The sequence below is a fragment of the Bradyrhizobium sp. AZCC 1693 genome (genome assembly GCF_036924745.1).
Lineage (GTDB): Bacteria > Pseudomonadota > Alphaproteobacteria > Rhizobiales > Xanthobacteraceae > Bradyrhizobium.
On the sequence record NZ_JAZHSD010000001.1, the window covers coordinates 6,241,580 to 6,260,168 of the forward strand.

General features: G+C 63.9%; 16 protein-coding genes. 10 read left to right on the forward strand and 6 right to left on the reverse strand.

The genetic code is table 11. From position 1 onward, the window contains the following. Positions 1-68: 68 nt before the first annotated feature. The 3 genes from V1293_RS29605 to V1293_RS29615 all read left to right on the forward strand — a co-directional run bounded on the left by V1293_RS29605 (position 69) and on the right by V1293_RS29615 (position 2,614). Positions 69-1,118, forward strand: a complete 1,050-nt coding sequence (locus V1293_RS29605) for a hypothetical protein (RefSeq protein WP_334514477.1) — start codon at positions 69-71, stop codon at positions 1,116-1,118. Next, entirely contained in the window at positions 1,115-2,314 is a 1,200-nt protein-coding gene (locus V1293_RS29610; protein WP_334514479.1) for a hypothetical protein, read from the forward strand. Before V1293_RS29605 ends, V1293_RS29610 begins: the two co-directional genes overlap by 4 nt. Positions 2,315-2,407: 93 nt before the next feature. Next, positions 2,408-2,614, forward strand: a complete 207-nt coding sequence (locus tag V1293_RS29615) for a hypothetical protein (RefSeq protein WP_108519872.1) — start codon at positions 2,408-2,410, stop codon at positions 2,612-2,614. A 203-nt stretch (positions 2,615-2,817) separates the two neighbouring features. Here V1293_RS29615 and V1293_RS29620 read toward each other — a convergent pair whose 3' ends face one another. Beyond that, positions 2,818-3,669, reverse strand: a complete 852-nt coding sequence (locus V1293_RS29620) for an SDR family NAD(P)-dependent oxidoreductase (RefSeq protein ID WP_334514481.1) — start codon at positions 3,667-3,669, stop codon at positions 2,818-2,820. A 261-nt stretch (positions 3,670-3,930) separates the two neighbouring features. On the opposite strand from V1293_RS29620, the gene V1293_RS29625 reads away from it, so the two are divergent. The 3 genes from V1293_RS29625 to V1293_RS29635 all read left to right on the forward strand — a co-directional run bounded on the left by V1293_RS29625 (position 3,931) and on the right by V1293_RS29635 (position 7,627). After that, positions 3,931-5,055 carry an alkene reductase gene (locus tag V1293_RS29625; RefSeq protein ID WP_334514483.1) on the forward strand — a complete coding sequence of 375 codons (1,125 nt, stop codon included), beginning with the start codon at positions 3,931-3,933 and terminating at the stop codon, positions 5,053-5,055. A 111-nt stretch (positions 5,056-5,166) separates the two neighbouring features. Next, a complete protein-coding gene (locus V1293_RS29630) occupies positions 5,167-5,679 on the forward strand; it encodes a GFA family protein (protein ID WP_334514485.1) in 513 nt (170 codons plus the stop codon). A 283-nt stretch (positions 5,680-5,962) separates the two neighbouring features. Next, positions 5,963-7,627, forward strand: a complete 1,665-nt coding sequence (locus V1293_RS29635) for a thiamine pyrophosphate-binding protein (protein ID WP_334514486.1) — start codon at positions 5,963-5,965, stop codon at positions 7,625-7,627. 93 nt (positions 7,628-7,720) lie between these two features. Here the strand turns inward: V1293_RS29635 and V1293_RS29640 are convergent, their stop codons facing one another. Continuing rightward, on the reverse strand, positions 7,721-9,109 hold the full coding sequence (locus V1293_RS29640) for an LLM class flavin-dependent oxidoreductase (RefSeq protein ID WP_334514488.1): 1,389 nt from the start codon (positions 9,107-9,109) through the stop codon (positions 7,721-7,723). Positions 9,110-9,295: 186 nt separating this feature from the next. On the opposite strand from V1293_RS29640, the gene V1293_RS29645 reads away from it, so the two are divergent. Then, entirely contained in the window at positions 9,296-10,681 is a 1,386-nt protein-coding gene (locus tag V1293_RS29645) for a M20 family metallopeptidase (protein ID WP_334514490.1), read from the forward strand. Positions 10,682-10,688: 7 nt separating this feature from the next. Here the strand turns inward: V1293_RS29645 and V1293_RS29650 are convergent, their stop codons facing one another. From V1293_RS29650 to V1293_RS29665, 4 genes are all read right to left on the reverse strand, one after another. Further along, positions 10,689-12,197 carry a tripartite tricarboxylate transporter permease gene (locus tag V1293_RS29650; protein ID WP_334514492.1) on the reverse strand — a complete coding sequence of 503 codons (1,509 nt, stop codon included), beginning with the start codon at positions 12,195-12,197 and terminating at the stop codon, positions 10,689-10,691. A 7-nt stretch (positions 12,198-12,204) separates the two neighbouring features. Further along, complete coding sequence (locus tag V1293_RS29655) at positions 12,205-12,690, reverse strand: tripartite tricarboxylate transporter TctB family protein (protein ID WP_334514493.1); 486 nt, start codon at positions 12,688-12,690, stop codon at positions 12,205-12,207. Between the two features lie 162 nt (positions 12,691-12,852). After that, on the reverse strand, positions 12,853-13,824 hold the full coding sequence (locus tag V1293_RS29660; RefSeq protein ID WP_334514495.1) for a Bug family tripartite tricarboxylate transporter substrate binding protein: 972 nt from the start codon (positions 13,822-13,824) through the stop codon (positions 12,853-12,855). A 189-nt stretch (positions 13,825-14,013) separates the two neighbouring features. Continuing rightward, complete coding sequence (locus V1293_RS29665) at positions 14,014-15,276, reverse strand: D-amino acid dehydrogenase (protein WP_334514497.1); 1,263 nt, start codon at positions 15,274-15,276, stop codon at positions 14,014-14,016. A gap of 455 nt (positions 15,277-15,731) precedes the next feature. On the opposite strand from V1293_RS29665, the gene V1293_RS29670 reads away from it, so the two are divergent. The 3 genes from V1293_RS29670 to V1293_RS29680 all read left to right on the forward strand — a co-directional run bounded on the left by V1293_RS29670 (position 15,732) and on the right by V1293_RS29680 (position 18,589). Then, the gene (locus V1293_RS29670; protein ID WP_442894381.1) at positions 15,732-16,670 is read left to right on the forward strand and encodes a LysR family transcriptional regulator; all 939 of its coding nucleotides are present in this window, start codon (positions 15,732-15,734) and stop codon (positions 16,668-16,670) included. Between the two features lie 103 nt (positions 16,671-16,773). Then, entirely contained in the window at positions 16,774-17,625 is an 852-nt protein-coding gene (locus tag V1293_RS29675; RefSeq protein WP_334516967.1) for an amino acid ABC transporter substrate-binding protein, read from the forward strand. A gap of 232 nt (positions 17,626-17,857) precedes the next feature. Next, entirely contained in the window at positions 17,858-18,589 is a 732-nt protein-coding gene (locus V1293_RS29680; protein ID WP_334514501.1) for an amino acid ABC transporter permease, read from the forward strand.

Sequence of the window (18,589 nt, forward strand, 5' to 3'; positions counted from 1 at the left end):
AACGTGTCGCACTCATGGCTCCTTAACGGGCCCGGCGCACAAATCCGGAGCGAGTGCGGGCAAGTGGCATGGCGTTTATCTCGAGCGGCAATTCGGCGATCCGTCGTGCTTTGGGCCAGGTTCGCTCCGCGGCCGGACGATTGGGCGGCTATGGCGTGTTCTGGCTGAAGGCGCTGCGCCAGCCGACCATCGATCTCACCATTCGCACCCATGCCGGGCTGATCACGCGCATTGTCGAAACCCCCGGCCTGTCGCTTTCCGAAGCCGAACTCGGCGAATTGGTATCGCGGTTGCGTGTCGTGGCCGCCAAAACGCTGCCTGAAGAAAGCCTCACCTACGGCATTTTCTCCGGCGACCGCGAACGGCTGGCGCGCGCGATCGTCACGCTGATCTGCGAGGAAGCGACCGGGCGGCCGATCGCCTTCAATGCGCTGTCGGTGATGGAGGTCGAACTCGATGGCGAACCTGCGGAGGTCACCCATCTCGGTCTCGTCATGGTCGATCCTGACGAGCGCGGGCGAGGGCTGTCCTGGGTGCTCTATGGACTGACGGCGCTGGTTCTTTTTGTCCGTGACGGGATGCGGCCGAAATGGATTTCGAACGTCACCCAGGTGCCGTCAGTCGTCGGCATGGTCAGCCAGACCTTTTCGGATGTCTTTCCGTCGCCGCATCCGGACGCCCGCCAGAGTTTTGCGCATCTGCAACTGGCGCGCGGCATCATGTCCCGTCATCGCGCCTTGTTCGGCGTGGGTGAGGAAGCCGGCTTCGATGAAGCCAGATTCGTCATCACCAATGCCTATACCGGCGGATCGGACGCGCTCAAGAAAACCTTCGAAGCCGCGCCAAAACACCGCGACGAGCAGTATAACGCGTTTTGCGCGCGCGAGCTGGACTACGCCAGGGGCGACGACGTCCTGCAGCTCGGCCGCATCGATCTCGCGGGCGCGCGCCGCTATCTCCTGAGCGAAGTGCCCTCCGGTTCGCTACCGGCGCTGCTCGGCACCGGCACCGCGCTGGCCCTGCAGCGGCTGGTGCTCCCCGCCGTTCACTGGATGGACGATACGCGGCCCTTCGGCATCTTGCGGCCGCGGACGCCGGGAAATGGGAACGGCCCATGACGCCGGAGATGATCGCCGATTCCATCGTCAACCTGTGCGGCGCGATAGGCCTTGGCGTCGCCATGGCCACGCTCTACCGGCGTGATCCCCGGAGCCCGTTGACCCGGCGCCTTTTGGTGGCGCTTGGCATCATCGCGTTGTTGTTCCTGGTGCGTGGAACGGCGTGGTGGAGCGGCAGCGGGATGCTCGACAACCTGTCGATGATCCCCGCCGCGCTGATCCCGCTCGGCGCCTTGATCGTCACTGAAGGGATCTTGCGGCGTCATGCCCCGCGCCCGGCCAAGATCGTCATTCTGACCGGCGGCATCGTGCTCGCTCTCGCCGGCGCTGTCGGATCGGAGCGTTTTGCCGCGCCCTTTGCCGTCCTGCTCGCCTTGTTCCAGCTTGGCGGCTTTGCGATCTGTGCCTGGCTGCTGGCTGTGCGCGACCGGACCACGCTGATGGCGTCCGAGAATCGCAGCATCGGTCGCCTCGCCGTCGGCGCCGTCCTCGTAATTCCCTTCATCGTCACCGATTTCAGGGTGCTGATGCCGGATATTCCGGTCAGGCTCGGGGCACTGGGGGCATTGCTTGTCGTCACCGCGATCCTGATCGCGGAACGCGGCGCGGAGACGCAGCGTCAGGCGCTTCTGATGACGGCGCTGCGGCTCTCGAGTTCGGCGCTTCTCGGTATTGCCGCGGCGTTCGTCGCGCCGGATGTCGATGCGGCGCAGATCATGCGATTTAGCGCGATTGCGATCGCCGGCGTTCTCACCATCGGCTTGATGGTGGACGCGCTGCGCGCGCACTTCGAATCGCAGGTGCCCGGCGTTCTCAATTCCGTCGCGGCGTCTCCGGCCAGAACCCGTGACGCGCTGATCGCGGAACTCGCGCGTCACCCGATCTTCGAGAGCGCCCGTCGCTATCGCGAGAGCGAACTCAGGGCCTATGATCCCGCGCTGCTGCGCGATTTTCTCTCCACCCGGCGGGTATTGCGCCGCCCCGACGCGCCGTGGGGCCTTTCATTGTCCGATCCCGCCGTCGAACGCGTCGTGTCGCTGCTGGCGGCCAGCAGCGCCACACATCTCATCGTCCTGTCGCACGATCCGATCGACATCATCGCGCTTGCGGTTCCCGTGATTTCGGCCGATCCGGCCACGGAAACGGCGCTGGCGCTGGTGCGGCGCCTGCTGGCGCTGACGCCGGAGACCATCTGACATCCCATCACGCAAATTTTCACGCCCGACTTACGAAATGCATCGTGACTGTGATAAGACCGCCGCCGTAACGGTTCATGACGGGACAGGCCGATGTCGAAGCAAGCGATGCGCGAGGAGGCCGAGCGCCTGATCCGCGAGACGATGGAAAAGAAGGCCCTCGTCGTCAAGCAGGGCAACACCAGGATCGAGGCGGTCTGCGGCAAATGCGGCGCGCCGAACCGCGTCCAGGCGGAAAAAGGTGCCACCCGCGTCAAATACGTCTGCAAGCAATGCGGCGACAAGCAGGTGACGCTGTAGGCGTCGGATACGGTCGGCTGCTTTCGACGCGTGACGTCTTCTTCCTTCTCCCCTTGTGGGAGAAGGTGGCGCGAAGCGCCGGATGAGGGGTTCTCTCCGCGTGATGGGTCTGTGTGTGCGGAGACAACCCCTCACCCGTCTCAATCGTGCTTCGCACGATTGATCCACCCTCTCCCACAAGGGGAGAGGGATACCTCGCCCGCTCATTCGCCCTTCACAAACCGCGCAAACGCTTCCGCATAATCCGGGTGCCAGCGCGACAGCGCGGGGCGATTTTCCACGATATCGCCGGCGGCCCACAGCATGCGCCGTTCGTCGAGCGGCCGGGGCACGTCATTGTCGGGGCACAGGATGTAGAAATCGCCGGCGGCGAGGCGCGCGATCATGAAGTCGACGGTCTGCTCGGCCGTCCAGGCGCCCGGCGGCTTCTCGGTGCGGCCGCGCGCGGTTAGCGGCGTGAAGACGTGACCGGGGATCATCAGATGCGCGCTGATTTTGCAGCCCGGTATGTTGCGCAACTCGTGCTGCAGCGCCTCCGTCTGCGCTTTCACGCCGGCCTTCGAGACGTTGTAGGCGGGATTGCCGGGCGGCGTCGTGATGCCCTGCTTGGAGCCGGTATTGACGATGAGACCGGGCCGCCCGCGTTCAACCATGTGAGGTGCAAACGCCTGCGTGCCGTGAACGACACCCCACAAATTAACCGCGAGAATGCGCTGCCAGTTCTCCAGCGGACCAAAACTGTTGCTGTCGGGGCCGATGCCGGCATTGTTCATCAGGATATCGGTGCCGCCGAACCGCTTCCGCACCGCGGTTTCCAGGTTGGCCAGGTCGTCGAAGCGGCTGACGTCGACGGACGCAGTCATGATATCGGCAGCGCCGCCCTTCGCGACGGATGCCAGTTGGGCGGCCGCCTCGGTGAGCCGGTCAGCTTCGATATCCGCGATGCAGACCTTCATGCCGAGGCCGGCGAAACGTCTGGCGGCGGCAAGCCCGATGCCGGACGCGCCTCCGGTGATCACGGCAACATTGTTCGGCGACATGGCGGGATGGGTCATGCAAAGTTTCCTGGACTGCTAGGGGAGGCGCGACCTCAGCGGGTCCGGTTATCGCATACTTTCCGCTTGTTATCAGCCCGCGCGTTTTTCCGCCCGGCCGATATCGGATCGCAATGGCTGAGCGAAGGATGGGGCTTGCCGTTCGGTTTCTGCATGGAAGATGTGCTCACTCGCTTCGAGGCTACACGTTGCGTCCCAAACCTTTTACGAACAAGCTGAAGCGGTTACATATCCGCATCAACACGGGGTTCTGGAACAGACATGAATTATCCATCGTTGTTTTCGCCGCTCAAGGTCGGCCCCTACCAGCTCAAGCATCGTCTCGCGTTGGCGCCGTTGACGCGGATGCGGGCGGCAAAACCTTCGCTCGCGCCGCGGCCGCTCAACGCCGAGTATTATGCGCAGCGCGCGACGCCGGGCGGGTTGCTCATCGCCGAAGCCTCGCCGGTGACGGAAACGGGCTTCGGTAGCCCCGGCGTGCCCGGCATCTATACCGAACAGCAGATCGCGGGCTGGCGCGAGGTCGTCGATGCCGTTCACGCCAGGGGCGGAATTATTTTTCTGCAGCTCTGGCATGTCGGACGCGTCTCGCATTCCTCGTTCCAGCCGGGCGGGGTGTTGCCGGTCGCGCCGTCGGCGGTGCCGATTGCGGACCTGAGAACAGGGACCGCGGACGGCAAGGCGGTGCCCTACGAGACGCCGCGCGCGCTCGAGACATCGGAAATCCCTTTGGTGGTCGACGCCTATCGTCAGGCGGCGAAGAATGCGCTGGCAGCCGGCTTCGACGGCGTCGAGGTGCACGGCGCCAACGGCTATTTGATCGAGCAATTCCTGCAGTCGCACACCAACTTGCGCACCGACCAATATGGCGGCTCGATTCCGAACCGCACGCGCTTCCTGATGGAAGTGACGCAGGCGGTGGTGGACGTGTGGGGCGCCGACCGCGTCGGCGTGCGGCTGTCGCCCTATGGCGTCGCCAATGGCAGCGGCGAGCCGGACCCGATGCCGCTCTACACATATGCTGTTGAACAGCTCAGTCCGCTTGGCCTCGCCTATTTGCATTTCATCGAGCCGCGCTCCTCCGGCGCCGGCCGCGCCGAGGTCAACCATCAGAACGTGCCCTCGGCGATGGTGCTGTTCCGCCCGATCTGGAAGGGCGTGCTGATCACCGCCGGCGGCTTCACCGGCGACACCGCGGATGCGGCGATCCGCGAAGGGCACGCCGACGCGGTCGCGTTCGGCCGCATCTTCATTTCCAACCCGGACCTGCCGCGCCGCCTGCAACGCGGTTTTCCGCTGACGCCGTACAACCGCGCGACGTTCTATGGCGGCGACGTGGTGGGCTATACGGATTATCCTGTTCATAACGAGCTGGAGCAGGCGTGATCGCTTCGTCGCCCGGATGGAGCGAAGCGCAATCCGGGGCCAATAGCACCGGCGTTCCCGGATTTCGCTTCGCTCCATCCGGATCTACATGATCGTCGAAAGGGCCCGACCATGTTTCCGGAAGATGAATCGGAAAAGAAGAAAACCAAAGCCGTCGCGATCGGCAAACCCGCCGCCGGCCAGTGCCTGTGCGGCAAAGTCGCCTTCGAGATCGACGTGCCGGCGCGCTGGGCCTGGCACGATCATTCGCCGTCGAGCCGCCGCGCGCATGGCGCGGCCTATGCAACCTATGTCGGAAGCTGGCGCAAACGTTTTCGTATCACCAAAGGCAAGACCAGCCTTGCACGCTACGAAGACGAGGCCACCAAGACCGTACGCAGCTTCTGCTCGCACTGCGGCACGCCGATCGCCTACGAGCGCCCGCGCTCGCCGCACATGGTCAATATCCCCCGTGCGCTGTTTTCGGGCCGCACCGGGCGGCAACCGCTCTATCACATCGCGATCGAGGAATTGCAGGAATGGGCCTACACCGGCGAGCCGCTGGTGCCGCTGAAGGGATATCCCGGCGTGGTCTGGCAGCGCTCGAAAAGGAAGAAGCGCGCGGACCGGGAAGGGATGGTCTAGAGCAGGATGAGATCAGGTTGGGCCGTGACGACGGACTATCTCGTGCCCCGGAAGCAAGCGGCCTGAACGCTGCGGGCCGGCGCCCATTCTACTTTGCATGGGGTTGTTTTCGCGATTTTGTGTCTGGGCCCTGCGGTGTACCGCCGAAGCGTATCTGAGCGGCGTCCGGGAGACGGGCGTGGACGCGCAGGGCAGCCATGATCTCCCTCCATTGCGCGCGTCCTTCAAGTTTGATCATCTGCCTCCATCCCGCGGGCCAATGAACCGGCGGGCAGGAGGGGACATGAAAAACAAGATCACCGGGCGCTCCGCATTTCTGGCACTGCTGAAAGACGAAGGCGTCACGCATCTGTTCGGCAATCCCGGCACCACCGAACTGCCGATCATGCACGCGCTGAAGGACCATCCCGACCTCACCTATGTGATGGCGATGCAGGAAAGCCTCGTCGTCGCCATGGCCGACGGTTTTAGCCGCGCCTCGGGCAAGCTCGTCGCATGCAACGTGCACGTCGCGCCCGGCCTCGGCAACGCGATGGGCTCGCTCTATAACGCGAGCTTTACGGGGACGCCGCTGATCCTGACAGCCGGCCAGCAGGAGCAGGGTCACGGCCTGACGGAGCCGGTGCTCCACGGTCCGCTGGTGCAGATGGCGGCGCCGCTGGTGAAATGGGCGGTCGAGGTGACGCGGCTGGAAGATTTGCCGCGCATCGTGCGCCGCGCCGCCAAGATCGCGACCACGCCGCCGACCGGCCCGGTATTCATCTCGCTGCCGGGCGACATCCTCAATGCCGAGGCCGGCATCGAACTCGGCCGCTCGACCCGGGTCGATACGCGCGTCAAACCGGCGGAGGAATCGTTGCAGGCGCTGACCGCGCGCATCCTCAAAGCGGAGCGGCCCGTCATCATTGTCGGCGACGAGATCGTCAAGAGCGACGCATTGCAGGAGGCGGCTCGATTGGCGGAAACGCTGGGCTGTCCGGCGTATCAGTCTTCAACGCCCTATGGCGCGCATTTCCTCTCTGAGAGCCCGTGCTTCATGGGCGCGCTGGCGCGCATCCAGAAAATCGCCCGCGATACGCTGTCGCCGTACGATCTCATCATCGCGCTCGGCGGCGATCCCTTGCGGATGTCGGTGTTTAGCGAAATCGAACCGCTGCCGGACGGGCTTTCAATCGTTCAGGTCGGCCTGGTCGATCACGACCTCGCCAGGAATTACGGCGTCGAGATCGCGCTCAAGGCCGATGTGCGGGAAACCCTGCGTGCGCTGGTGCCGGCGCTGAAGGCCGCGGGCGGCAGTGGGCTCGAAACGCGTGCGAAGCAGGGACTGGCCGCGCTGGCGTCGAAGAACTGGACAGCCAGGCGCAGGCCGCTGGTCGAACAGATATCGAAACACGTCAGCACTTCGCCGATCGATCCGGATTGGCTGGCGCTGCAGGTGGTCGAGGCGATGCCCGAGAATGCGATCCTGGTCGATGAGGGACTGACCTCGTCGCGGCAGATGATCGCGCTGCGCCCGCATCGCGATCGCTACGGCTATCACGCGCTCGCTTCGGGCGGCATCGGCTGGGGATTGCCGGCGTCCGTCGGCGTCAGCCTCGCCAACCCCGAGCGGCCGGTCGTGTGTTACTCCGGCGACGGCAGTTCGATGTATTCGATCCAGTCGCTATGGACCGCGGCAAACCACAAGCTGCCGCTGACGTTCGTGATCGTCAACAATGGCGGCTACCGCATCATCAAGCAGCGCTTGCTCGCCTTCCACGGCGACGATCACTATGTCGGCATGGATTTCATCGATCCGCCGGTGGATTTTACGGGCGTGGCGAAATCGCTCGGACTTGAGGCGACACGGGTCACCGATCCCTCGCAATTGAAGTCCGTATTGTCATCCGCCTTCAGCCGCCCCGGCGCCAAGCTAGTTGAGGTGGTGGTGAGCAATTCGGTGAATTGATTACACCGTCATTCCGGGGCGATGCGAAGCATCGAACCCGGAATCTCGAGATTCCGGGTCTGGTCCTTCGGACCATCCCGGAATGACAGAGCACTACTCAGCCGCCTTCGCCTGCATGTGGGGCCGATACCTCGCCGCCGGATGCTGCGTCGTCAGCCGCGCCCGTCCGGCACCGAACAGTTTTTCGCGCAACGTTCCTTTCGCGTACTCGCTCTTGTACCGTCCGCGCTTCGTCAGCTCCGGCACCAGCATATCGGCGATATCCTCGAAATCGCCGGGTGAAGTCGCGAATGCGACGTTGAGGCCATCGACGTCGGTCTGCTCGAACCAGGCCTCGATATCGTCGGCGACCTTTTCGGGCGAGCCGACCACGACCGGCCCGGCGCCGCCGATGCCGACATGCTCGACAACCTCGCGCACGGTCCAGACCCTATCAGGATCGGCACGGGTGACGTTGTCGAGCGCGGTGCGGCCGGCATCGTTCTGAATGTGGCGCACCTGCTGGTCGAGGTCGTAGCCCGAGAAGTCGATACCCATCCAGCCCGACATCAAGGCCAGCGCGCCCTCGGGCGCGATGTGGCGGCGATAGTCGGCGTATTTCGCTTTCGCCTCGGCCTCGGTGCGGCCGAGAATGATCGTCATCATCGAGAACATCAGGATCTCGGCCGGATTGCGCCCGATTTCCTTCGCAGCCGCGCGGATCGCCGCTACGCGTGGCCCGATGATCTTGGCCGACGGGCCCGACATGAACACGCATTCGGCGTGCTGGGCGGCGAATTGCCGTCCGCGTGGCGAGGTGCCGGCCTGATACAAGACCGGCGTCCGCTGCGGCGACGGCTCGCTGAGATGAATGGCGCTGAGCCGGTAGTTGCTTCCCTCATGCTCGATCCGATGCACCTTGGAAGGATCGGCGAAGATGCCGCGCGAGCGGTCGCGCAGCACGGCGTCGTCCTCCCAGCTTCCTTCCCAGAGCTTGTAGACCAGCTCCATATATTCATCCGCGATCGCGTAGCGGTCGTCATGCGCGGTCTGCTTGTCCTTGCCGGCGCCGCGGGCGGCACTGTCGAGATAGCCGGTCACCACGTTCCAGCCGATCCGCCCCTCAGTCAGGTGATCCAGTGTCGACATCCGTCGGGCAAACGGGTAGGGCGGCTCGAAGGAGAGATTGCTGGTGACGCCAAAACCGAGATTTTGCGTCACCGCCGCCATCGCCGGGATCAGCATCAGCGGCTCGTTGGCCGGCGTCTGCGCGGCATTGCGCAGCGCGGCGTCGGGGTTATCGCCGAACACGTCGTAGACGCCGAGCACGTCGGCGAGAAACAGTCCGTCGAAGCGGCCGCGCTCCAGCACCCTTGCCAGATCGAGCCAATAGGGCAGGCGGTTGTAGCCGAGTGTGCGGTCGCGCGGATGGGTCCAGAGCCCCGGCGATTGATGCGCCACGCAGTTCATGGCGAAGGCGTTGAGCCGGATTTGTTTTGTCATGACGCGAACCTCGGTGCATGCAGGTTCCCTGCGCGTTCGCCCGGTTAAACGCCGGGCTGTTGCCTGAAATTGTTGCATCCTCGCTGTTTTTAGCAAGGCCTCATTCGGTAGCCCATGCCACTTCCAGCGGGCGGCTTATCCCGATAGGTTGCGCTCCACACATTAGCGAACAAGGGAAAGAAAAATATGGCTGATAGAGCCGACGCGATTGCGCGGGTACGTGAGCATCTAAATTCCGGTGCGTTTCTCGCCGAGCTCGGCCGCAGGGTCGGTTATCGGACCGAAAGCCAGAACCCCGGCAGCGGCGAGGCGTTGCGCGCCTATCTCGTCGACGACCTCCAGCCCGCCTTCGCCGCGCTCGATTTCTCCACCCGCCTGATCGAATCGCCGACCGGCAAGGGTCCGTATCTATTGGCGGATTATCGCGAGGACGCCTCGCTGCCGACCGTGCTCACCTATGGCCATGGCGATGTCGTCGACGGCATGGAAGGCGAATGGCGCGACAATCTCGACCCCTGGAAAACCACGACCAAAGGCGAGCGCGTCTATGGCCGCGGCACCGCCGACAACAAGGGCCAGCACAGCATCAATCTCGCGGCCTTGCGCGCCGTGCGCGAGACCCGCGGCGGCAAGCTCGGCTTCAACGCCAAATTCATCATCGAGACCGGCGAGGAGATCGGCTCGCCGGATCTGCGGCAGGTGTGCGAGGCTCATCGCGAGGAGCTGAAGGCCGATCTGTTCCTGGCCTCCGACGGCCCGCGGCTTTCGGCCGATCGGCCGACCATTTTCCTCGGCTGCCGCGGCGGCAACCGCATCCATCTCGACGTCAATCTGCGTGAGGGCGGGAACCATTCGGGCAATTGGGGCGGCGTGCTCGCCAACCCCGCGACGATCCTTTGCAACGCCATCGCGAGCCTCGTCGACGGCAAGGGGCGGATGAAGCTCGACGCGCTCAAGCCGCCGCGGATTTCGAACGCAGTGCGCGCGGCGCTCGCGGACGTGAAGATCGAGCCGACCGCCGGCGAGCCGGCGCTGGCGCCCGACTGGGGCGAGGAGGGATTGTCGCCGGCAGAACGGCTGTTTGCCTGGAACACGCTGGAAGTGCTGGCGATGTCGTCGGGCAATATCGACAAGCCGGCCAACGCCATTCCCGGCCGCGCCAATGCCGTGCTGCAGCTTCGCTTCGTCGTCGGCACCAGGTACGAAGAGGTCGCTGACGCCGTGCGCGCGCATTTGCATGCCAACGGCTTTCCGATGGTGGAGGTCAGCGGCGCGCAGCGCTTCGCCGCCTCGCGCACCGATGTCGACAGTCCCTGGGTGAACTGGACGGCGGACTCGATCCTGAAGACCACCGGCAAGGCGCCCGCGATGCTGCCGAATTTCGGCGGCTCGCTGCCCAACGACGTATTCGCCGAAGGACTGGGGCTGCCGACGATCTGGGTGCCGCATTCCTATCCCGGCTGCTCGCAGCATGCGCCGGATGAACACATTCTTCTGCCCGTGACCGAGGAAGCGCTCGCCATCATGGCGGGGCTGTTCTGGGATCTCGGCGAGAAGAAGCGGGCCTTTTAGCTGCGGCTCACACTCCTTCGTCCAGCGCGACCAGTTCGCGCTTCTTGCGCAGCGCCGGCAGCAGCGGGCCGATCAGCAGCACGACCGCCAATGCGAGACAGGCGGCCGAAATCGGCCGCTCGACGAAGGTCATCAGATCGCCCTGCGACAGGATCAGCGACTTGCGCAGGTTGTTCTCCAGCATTGGCCCGAGCACGAAGGCCAGCACCAGCGGCGCCGGCTCGTAGCCGAGCTTGCGCATGAAATAGCCGATAATGCCGAACGCGATCATCACATAGACATCGAACACGTTGTTGCTGGAGCAATAGACGCCGATGATGGTGAACAGGATGATCAGCGGGAACAGGATGTTGTAGGGCAATTTGAGGAGCTGCACCCACATGCCGATCATCGGCAGGTTCAGCACCAGCAGCATCAGGTTGCCGATATACATGCTGGCGACGATGCCCCAGAACAGGCCGGGGTTCTGCGTGATCATCAGCGGACCGGGCTGCAGCCCGTGAATGACGAAGGCGCCGAGCAACAGCGCCATTACCACGTTTGGTGGAATCCCAAGTGTCATCAGCGGAATGAAGGCGCCGCCCGCTGCGGCATTGTTGGCGGCTTCGGGTCCCGCCACGCCCTCGATCGCGCCGTTGCCGAAGCGCTCCGGCGTCCTGGACAGCCGCTTCTCCAGCGCATAGGACGCGAACGACGAGATCACCGCGCCGCCGCCCGGCAGGATGCCGAGGAAAAATCCAAGAACCGTTCCGCGCGTCATCGGGCCGGCACTGGCTTTCCAGTCCTCTTTGCTTGGAAGCAGGTGCGTGATCTTGGTGTTGATGATGTCGCGTTTGATGACCTGCTCGGTGTTGAGCAGCACTTCGGCGATTCCGAACAGGCCCATGACCACGGGGACGAGGCCGATGCCGTCGATCAACTCCACCCGGCCGAAAGTCAGGCGCGGCTGCGCGGTGATGCTGTCGAGCCCGATCACGCCGAGCACGACGCCGATGCAGGCCATCAACAGCGCCTTCGCCATCGAGCCCTGCGTCAGGAAGGTCAGCACCACGAGGCCGAGCACCATCAGGCTGAAATACTCGGCCGGGCCGAATGCAATCGCGACGCTGGCGAGCTTTGGCGCCACCAGCATCAGCGCGATCAGCGCGAAGGTACCGGCGAAGAACGAGCCGAATGCGGAGATGCCGAGCGCAGGTCCCGCGCGGCCCTGCTTGGCCATCTGGTGGCCATCGATACAGGTGACGACGGAAGCGGCCTCGCCGGGAATGTTGACCAGGATCGAGGTGGTCGAGCCGCCATACATCGAGCCGTAATAGATGCCGGCCATCATGATGATGCCGGACTCCGGCGTCCCCGACAGCGTGATCGGCAGCAGCAGCGACATAGCCGAGATCGGGCCGATGCCCGGCAGCACGCCGACCAGCGTGCCGATGAACACGCCGATGAAGCAGTAGATCAGATTGACGGGTTGAAGGGCGACGCCGAAGCCATGGGCGACATTGATGAGTGTGTCCATGGTGCGATCAGCCGATTTCGAAGATGCCGGAGGGCAACTGGATCAGGAGCAGACGTTTGAGGACCCACCACATCCCGAGCGGAACCAGCACGGCAATCGGAACGGCTAGCGGCCAGCGGACGGGATCGACCACGCGCAACAGCAGCAACATCAGCGGGATCGAGGACAGCAGAAATCCGAGCGGGTTGAGCGCGAAGGAAAAAGCGATGAGGCAGACGATCACCAGCAGCGGCTTGGTCCAGCGCGTGTCCACCCAGCGCGAGCCAAAGGTCGGCCCGCCCTCGGTCAATGCGGCGATGGTGATCGAGGCGGCGAACAGGCACATCAGGATGCCCGTATAGAACAGCACGAAGCCGGAGCCGGGATCGTTGATGGTGCCGAGCTTGAGCTTGAGGCCGGACCAGATCACGAAGCCGCCGAGCCCAAGCCCGACCAGCCCGCCCCACAGTTCGGAATTGTTGAGGCGGAATTTGACGTTGGTGTCGTTGGTCATTGCATCTTTCTCAGCCGTTCCCCGGACGCGGCGCAGCGCGAAGCGGTGCGCTGCAGAGCCGGGGTCCATGTGTTCGCGGGCGTAGTGTTTGCAGATGCAGTGGGTCCCGGCTCTGCGGAGCAGCGTGAAGAACGCTGCACCGCGTCCGGGACACGGCCGAAACTAGTTCGTCTTCTTCGCCAGCCCGAGCTTGTCGATCACCTTGCGCTCGGATTCGGTCACTTCGACGACGAACTTCTTGTAGTCCTCGGTGTTCTTGTAGTTCGGCACCATGTCGAATTTGGCGAGCGTGGCGATCACGGCTGGGTCTTCCAGTGCCTTCTTGAAGGCGTCGTGCAGCTTGGCGACGATCTTCGGGTCCATGCCCTTCGGTCCGGCGATGCCGAACGGCGAATCATAGACCATGGGATAACCGAGCTCCTTGAGCGTCGGCACATCGGGATAGTTCGGCGAGCGCGCCGAGGTCCACACCATCAACAGCCGCAGCTTGCCGGCGTCGACCAGCGGCCGCCAGCCGGTCGAATCCGCCTGCAGCATGGTGTGCTGTCCCAGCACCGCGGCATTGGTTTCCGCGCCGCCCTTGAAAGGCACCTGTGTCAGCTTGATGCCGGCCATCGAAGCGATCTGCTCCATGCCGATATGCAGCGACGTGCCGGCGCCTGGCGTCGCATAGGTCACCTTGCCGGGGTTCTGCTTGGCGTATTCGACCACATCCTTCCAGGTCTTGAATGGCGACTCGGCGCTGGCGGTGACGCCGAACGTGTAGCCGGTGAGGTGGACGATATAGGTGAAGTCCTTGTCTGGATTCCACGACACCTCCTGCATTAACGGCAGGCGGAACACGGTGATCGGAATCTGCGCGATAGTGTAGCCGTCCGGCCTGGCCGCCGCCGCCATGGTGGCAGGGCCGACGGTGCCGCTGCCACCGGCCTTGTTGTCGATGGCGATCGGCTGTCCGAGCAGTTTTGAGGCGCTTTCGGCGATCGCCCGCATCGAGATGTCGGTCGAGCCGCCTGCCGGCCACGGGACGATCAGCGTGATCGGCTTGGTGGGATATTCCTGCGCGCCGGCGGCTGCTGAAATCAGCATGCCGACGGCGGCGACGGCGATCGTCAAACGGCGAGCCCTGGACATATCGAACACTCCCCTGCGGCCTCATTGACGGGGAGGCGCGCTTATCTTCTTTTTCTGGGATCGATCTTCCCCGAAATCGCCTGAGAAGAAAAGCGTATTGACCGCGGCGAATGCCGCCGAGGCCGTCGCAATCGGGCGGAAATGCGACGTGCGACAATTGGCCTGCCGCGGCCTCCCGAGATACGGAATTTATGCCGCGCGCCGCAGCGCAAACGCGCTCGCCTCGTTGGCCTCGGGCTTGCGATCGATCATATCGGCTGTTAGCCGCGCACTGCCGCAGGCGAGCGTCCAGCCGAGCATGCCGTGGCCCGAGTTGATGAATAGCCCGTCGAGTGGCGACCAGCCGATGATCGGCCGGCTGTCCGGTGTCATGGGACGAAGCCCGCACCACGGCTTGACGTCGCCGTCGGCGTCGATGCCGAGCAAATCAGCCGAAGCGCGGCGCAGGATATCGACACGCCCGGCATCGACCGTTGTGTCGTCGCTTTCGAGATCGGCGATGCCGGCGACCCTGATCGCCGTATGCCCATCGCGCGCGAGCGGCGCGAATACCAGCTTGCGCTCCATATCCGTCACGCTGTGCCTCATGACGCGCGCACCGGGCGGCGGTGTCAGCGTGATGCTGTAGCCCTTGAGCGGATAGATCGGCAGATAGAACCCGCACGCTCTGGCAAATGCGCTCGATGCCGCTCCCATGCACAGAACGAAGCGGTCTGCCTGCACATGTCCGTTTCCGGTGTCGATGGCGACAAGCCGGCCGCCGGATCGAACCGGCCCGACAACGGGCGTATTGAGCAACCATTCGACGTTTCGCTGCCGTCTCAGGCGGAACGTAAGCCCCGCACAGAATGCCGCACAATCTCCGACCTGTTCGGAAGCGGTGAAGATGCCGCCCGCGAGTTCGCCGATGCCGTGTTGGAGCGCAGGCTCCAGCGCCAGGCATTCGGCCGGCGTCAACACCTGCTGGCCGACCTCGCCGGTCTCTCTGGTGATCGCGCGCCGCGCCGCGTCGAATTCCCTGCTGCTGCGGAACACCACAAGCTTGCCGGCGGTTCGCAGCCCGAACGAAAGCATCAGGCTTTGGGACAGCCGCACCAGTTCGCTCCGGCTCAAGGCGGCGAGCGCGAACTGCGCTGCGACGGTCTCGCGCACCGCTGCCGGCCGGCAGGCGAGCAGGAATCGCGCTCCCCAGGAGATCAGGGCGGGATCGAGGCCGGCGCGGATGCGCATCGGCGAATCCCGCGACAGCAGCAGCGATGGCAGCTTCCTGAGGGTTGCCGGAGACGCCAGCGGCGCCACGAACGCGTAAGAGAGCTGGCCGCCATTGGCGGCGCTGGCGTCTTGCGCGGTGGAAGCATGCCGGTCGACGATGATGACGTCGTGCCCGGCCTCGGCAAGGCACCATGCGGTCGTCAGTCCGATGACGCCGGCGCCCAGTACACAGATTTTCATTTCAGGGGTCTCGTCTTGGGTGATCGCCCGATCGAAACGCGAGAACCCGACCGGGCGAAGGGTTGTCGCGCACCAGATTAAGGCCCTCGGCCGCGGCCCTTGATGCCAAGTCTGCATGATGCAAAATTTGCATAACCTGCCCGCGGCGTGGCAGGCTAATGAAGGCGTGACCTCATGGGTGAGTGCGGACCGGCTTATATGACAATGCGAGGAATGATCGGGATTGTCGCGCTGATGACGGCGGGGGGTGGCGATGCAAAGCTTGCATTGGCCAGCCTTTCGGCCGATCCGCTACGTTTCCCGGCATGGGGCTTCACATTTCGTATCGAGAACCAGCGCCGGTTGGCGTCCGCGGCCTTGCGCTGGCCCGAGGCGGACTTTGCGGCCGCGCGGCGTTCGCGGCCTGCAGCAAGGCGGGGAGTGTGATGGAGCTTCGCTGGCTTCAGGATTTTCTGATGGTGGCCGAAACCGGCAATTTTACGCGCGCGGCCGAGAAACGAAACACGTCTCAGGCCGCGTTCAGCCGCCGCATCAAGTCGCTGGAGGCCTGGCTCGGCTTTGACCTGATCGACCGCAGCGTCTATCCGACGCAGCTCACGCCGCAGGGCGAGCGTTTCCGCGAACATGCCGGCGAGTTGCTGCGGCAGATGCTCGACAGCCGTCTTGAGCTTGGCGGCAAGCCGCTTCACCGCAACGAACATATCCGCATCGCCCTGCCGTTCGCGATGGCGACCGCGCGGCTGCCGCAATGGTGGCAGGCCTGGTCACAGGAGCGGCGGTTGAGCTGTTCGGTGGTGGTGGGCAACATCCACGATCTCGTCACCTCGCTGGTGTCAGACAATGTGGACCTGATGATCTGCTATCATCACGCGCAGCAGCCGATCCATCTCGATCCGGATCTTTACGAATGTGTGACGCTCGGCACAGAATTCCTGCGGCCCTATGCCAGCGAAGCGCTGGTGGCGAAGGGCGGTGCGTCGCTGCCGGGACGGGCGTCGCACCCGGTGCCGCTTCTGATGTATTCGCCCGGCGTCTATTTCGCCCGGCTGGTCGATCTCATCCTGGAGAATGCACCCATTTTCGGGGTGCGGGTCATCGAAAGCGACATGTCCGACGTATTGTGCGGGATGGCGCTGAGCGGCCGCGGCGTGGCTTGGTTAACGGAGGGCACCGTGGCGGCTTCGGGCCGGAAGCGGCTGACCCCGATCGGGGGTGACAAATGGGAGTTGCCTTTATCTTTAGTCGCATTCAGGGGTCGAATGCATGATGGTCAACGGGGGCTAAATCTGTTCTGGTCCGAATTGTGCAGGCATAGTGCCGCGCACGCCGGGGGCGGTCTTGCGAAGACAGGTTCGAGACCGCCGGCCAAACGGCCCGGCAAGTTGCTGAGTTAGGGCGGATGAGCAATCATCTGAAACCTTTTGAAGGAGAAATTACGTGAAACACCGTCAGATTATCGGCTGCCTGTTCGCTGGTGCGTTGTGCACCGCCCCGGCAATGGCGCAGGAACTCACCGGGACGCTGAAGAACATCAAGGAGACCGGCGCCATCACGCTCGGCTTCCGTGACTCGTCCATTCCGTTCTCCTACCTCGACGACAGCCAGAAGCCGATCGGCTACGCCATGGACATCTGCTACAAGATCGTCGATGCCGTGAAGAAGGAGCTCAAGCTCGACAAGCTCGAGGTCAAGCTCAATCCGGTGACGTCGTCGACCCGCATCCCGTTGCTCGCCAACGGCACCATCGATCTCGAATGCGGCTCGACCACCAACAACACCGAACGTCAGAAGCAGATTTCCTACACCAACACCCACTTCCTGACCGCGAGCCGCTACGTCACCAAGAAGGCGGCCAAGATCAATTCGATCGACGATCTCAAGGGCAAGTCGGTGGTCTCGACCGCCGGCACCACCAATATCAAGCAGCTCACCGAAGCCAACGCGGCGCGCAGCCTCAACATCAACATCATCCCGGCCAAGGATCACGCCGAGGCGTTCCTGATGGTCGAGACCGACCGCGCGGTGGCCTTCGTGATGGACGACATCCTGCTGGCGAGCCTGATCGCCGGCTCGAAAGCGCCGGCCGATTACGTCATCTCCAAGGATGCGTTCTCCAAGCCGGAGCCCTACGGCATCATGCTGCGCAAGGACGATCCGGCCTTCAAGAAGGTGGTCGATGCGGCGACCGCGGCGCTCTATACCGGCGGCGAGGGCCAGAAGATCTACGACAAGTGGTTCACGCAGAAGATCCCGCCCAAGAACCTGAATCTCAACGTTCCGATCAGCTCCGAACTCAAGAACGAGTTCGCCAAGCCGTCGGACTCGCCGGATCCGGATTCCTATAAGTAAGGGTAGGCCCTTATCGTGAGGGGCCGCGCTGTGCGCGGCTCCTCCAGCAATAGCGGCGATGCCGTTATGCAGGGGGGGTGAGGGGCAATAGCTGGTCCGGCCATTTTTCAAGCGGACAATGGCCGGACTTTTGCAGCCGGACTTTTGCATAAGCGTAGTGACGGACAAGCGATAGTGATACATAGGCGTTAGTGACCAAGAGATTTATCGGCACTTTTGGGCTGGGTGCAGCGTGAATTACAACTGGAACTGGCACATCTTCTTCGAGCCGAACCCGACCGGGGCCGGCAATTATCTCGACATGCTGGTGTCGGGGCTGGTGCTGACCATCGAGACGGCGCTGCTTGCCTGGGTCATTGCGCTGATCTTCGGCACGATCGTCGGCATCTTGCGCTCGCTGCCGTCGAAGACGGCATCCTGGATCGGCTTCGGCTATGTCGAATTCTTCCGCAACATGCCGCTACTGGTGCAGCTCTTCCTCTGGTTCTTCGTGTTGCCGGAACTGCTGCCGCCCGCCGCGGGGCTGTGGATGAAGCAGCTTCCCAATGCGCCGTTCTGGACGGCGGCGATTGGGGTCGGCCTGTTCATGTCGGCGCGCGTCGCCGTGCAGCTCGCCGCGGGCATCGCCTCGCTGCCGCGCGGGCAGAGGCAGGCCGCGACCGCGCTCGGGCTGACGACGGGGCAGGGCTATCGCTACGTGCTGCTGCCGATGGCATTCCGCATCATCATGCCGCCGCTTACCTCCGAATTCCTCAATACCGTGAAGAATACTTCCGTCGCGATCACCATCGGCCTGATCGAGCTGACCGGCCAGGCGCGGGCGATGCAGGAATTCTCGTTCCAGGTATTCGAGGCCTTCACCGCCGCGACCGTGATGTATCTGGCGATCAACATCATCGTCGTCACCGGCATGCGCTTCCTCGAACGCAGCCTGGCGATCCCCGGCTACATCACGGGGAAATGA

Bases quoted from the DNA above. Each gene is read 5' to 3' on its own strand.
- V1293_RS29605 (WP_334514477.1), top strand. From the start codon at position 69: ATGGCGTTTATCTCGAGCGGCAATTCGGCGATCCGTCGTGCTTTGGGC.
- V1293_RS29610 (WP_334514479.1), top strand. From the start codon at position 1,115: ATGACGCCGGAGATGATCGCCGATTCCATCGTCAACCTGTGCGGCGCG.
- V1293_RS29615 (WP_108519872.1), top strand. From the start codon at position 2,408: ATGTCGAAGCAAGCGATGCGCGAGGAGGCCGAGCGCCTGATCCGCGAG.
- V1293_RS29620 (WP_334514481.1), bottom strand. From the start codon at position 3,669: ATGACCCATCCCGCCATGTCGCCGAACAATGTTGCCGTGATCACCGGA.
- V1293_RS29625 (WP_334514483.1), top strand. From the start codon at position 3,931: ATGAATTATCCATCGTTGTTTTCGCCGCTCAAGGTCGGCCCCTACCAG.
- V1293_RS29630 (WP_334514485.1), top strand. From the start codon at position 5,167: ATGTTTCCGGAAGATGAATCGGAAAAGAAGAAAACCAAAGCCGTCGCG.
- V1293_RS29635 (WP_334514486.1), top strand. From the start codon at position 5,963: ATGAAAAACAAGATCACCGGGCGCTCCGCATTTCTGGCACTGCTGAAA.
- V1293_RS29640 (WP_334514488.1), bottom strand. From the start codon at position 9,109: ATGACAAAACAAATCCGGCTCAACGCCTTCGCCATGAACTGCGTGGCG.
- V1293_RS29645 (WP_334514490.1), top strand. From the start codon at position 9,296: ATGGCTGATAGAGCCGACGCGATTGCGCGGGTACGTGAGCATCTAAAT.
- V1293_RS29650 (WP_334514492.1), bottom strand. From the start codon at position 12,197: ATGGACACACTCATCAATGTCGCCCATGGCTTCGGCGTCGCCCTTCAA.
- V1293_RS29655 (WP_334514493.1), bottom strand. From the start codon at position 12,690: ATGACCAACGACACCAACGTCAAATTCCGCCTCAACAATTCCGAACTG.
- V1293_RS29660 (WP_334514495.1), bottom strand. From the start codon at position 13,824: ATGTCCAGGGCTCGCCGTTTGACGATCGCCGTCGCCGCCGTCGGCATG.
- V1293_RS29665 (WP_334514497.1), bottom strand. From the start codon at position 15,276: ATGAAAATCTGTGTACTGGGCGCCGGCGTCATCGGACTGACGACCGCA.
- V1293_RS29670 (WP_442894381.1), top strand. From the start codon at position 15,732: ATGGTGGCCGAAACCGGCAATTTTACGCGCGCGGCCGAGAAACGAAAC.
- V1293_RS29675 (WP_334516967.1), top strand. From the start codon at position 16,774: ATGGCGCAGGAACTCACCGGGACGCTGAAGAACATCAAGGAGACCGGC.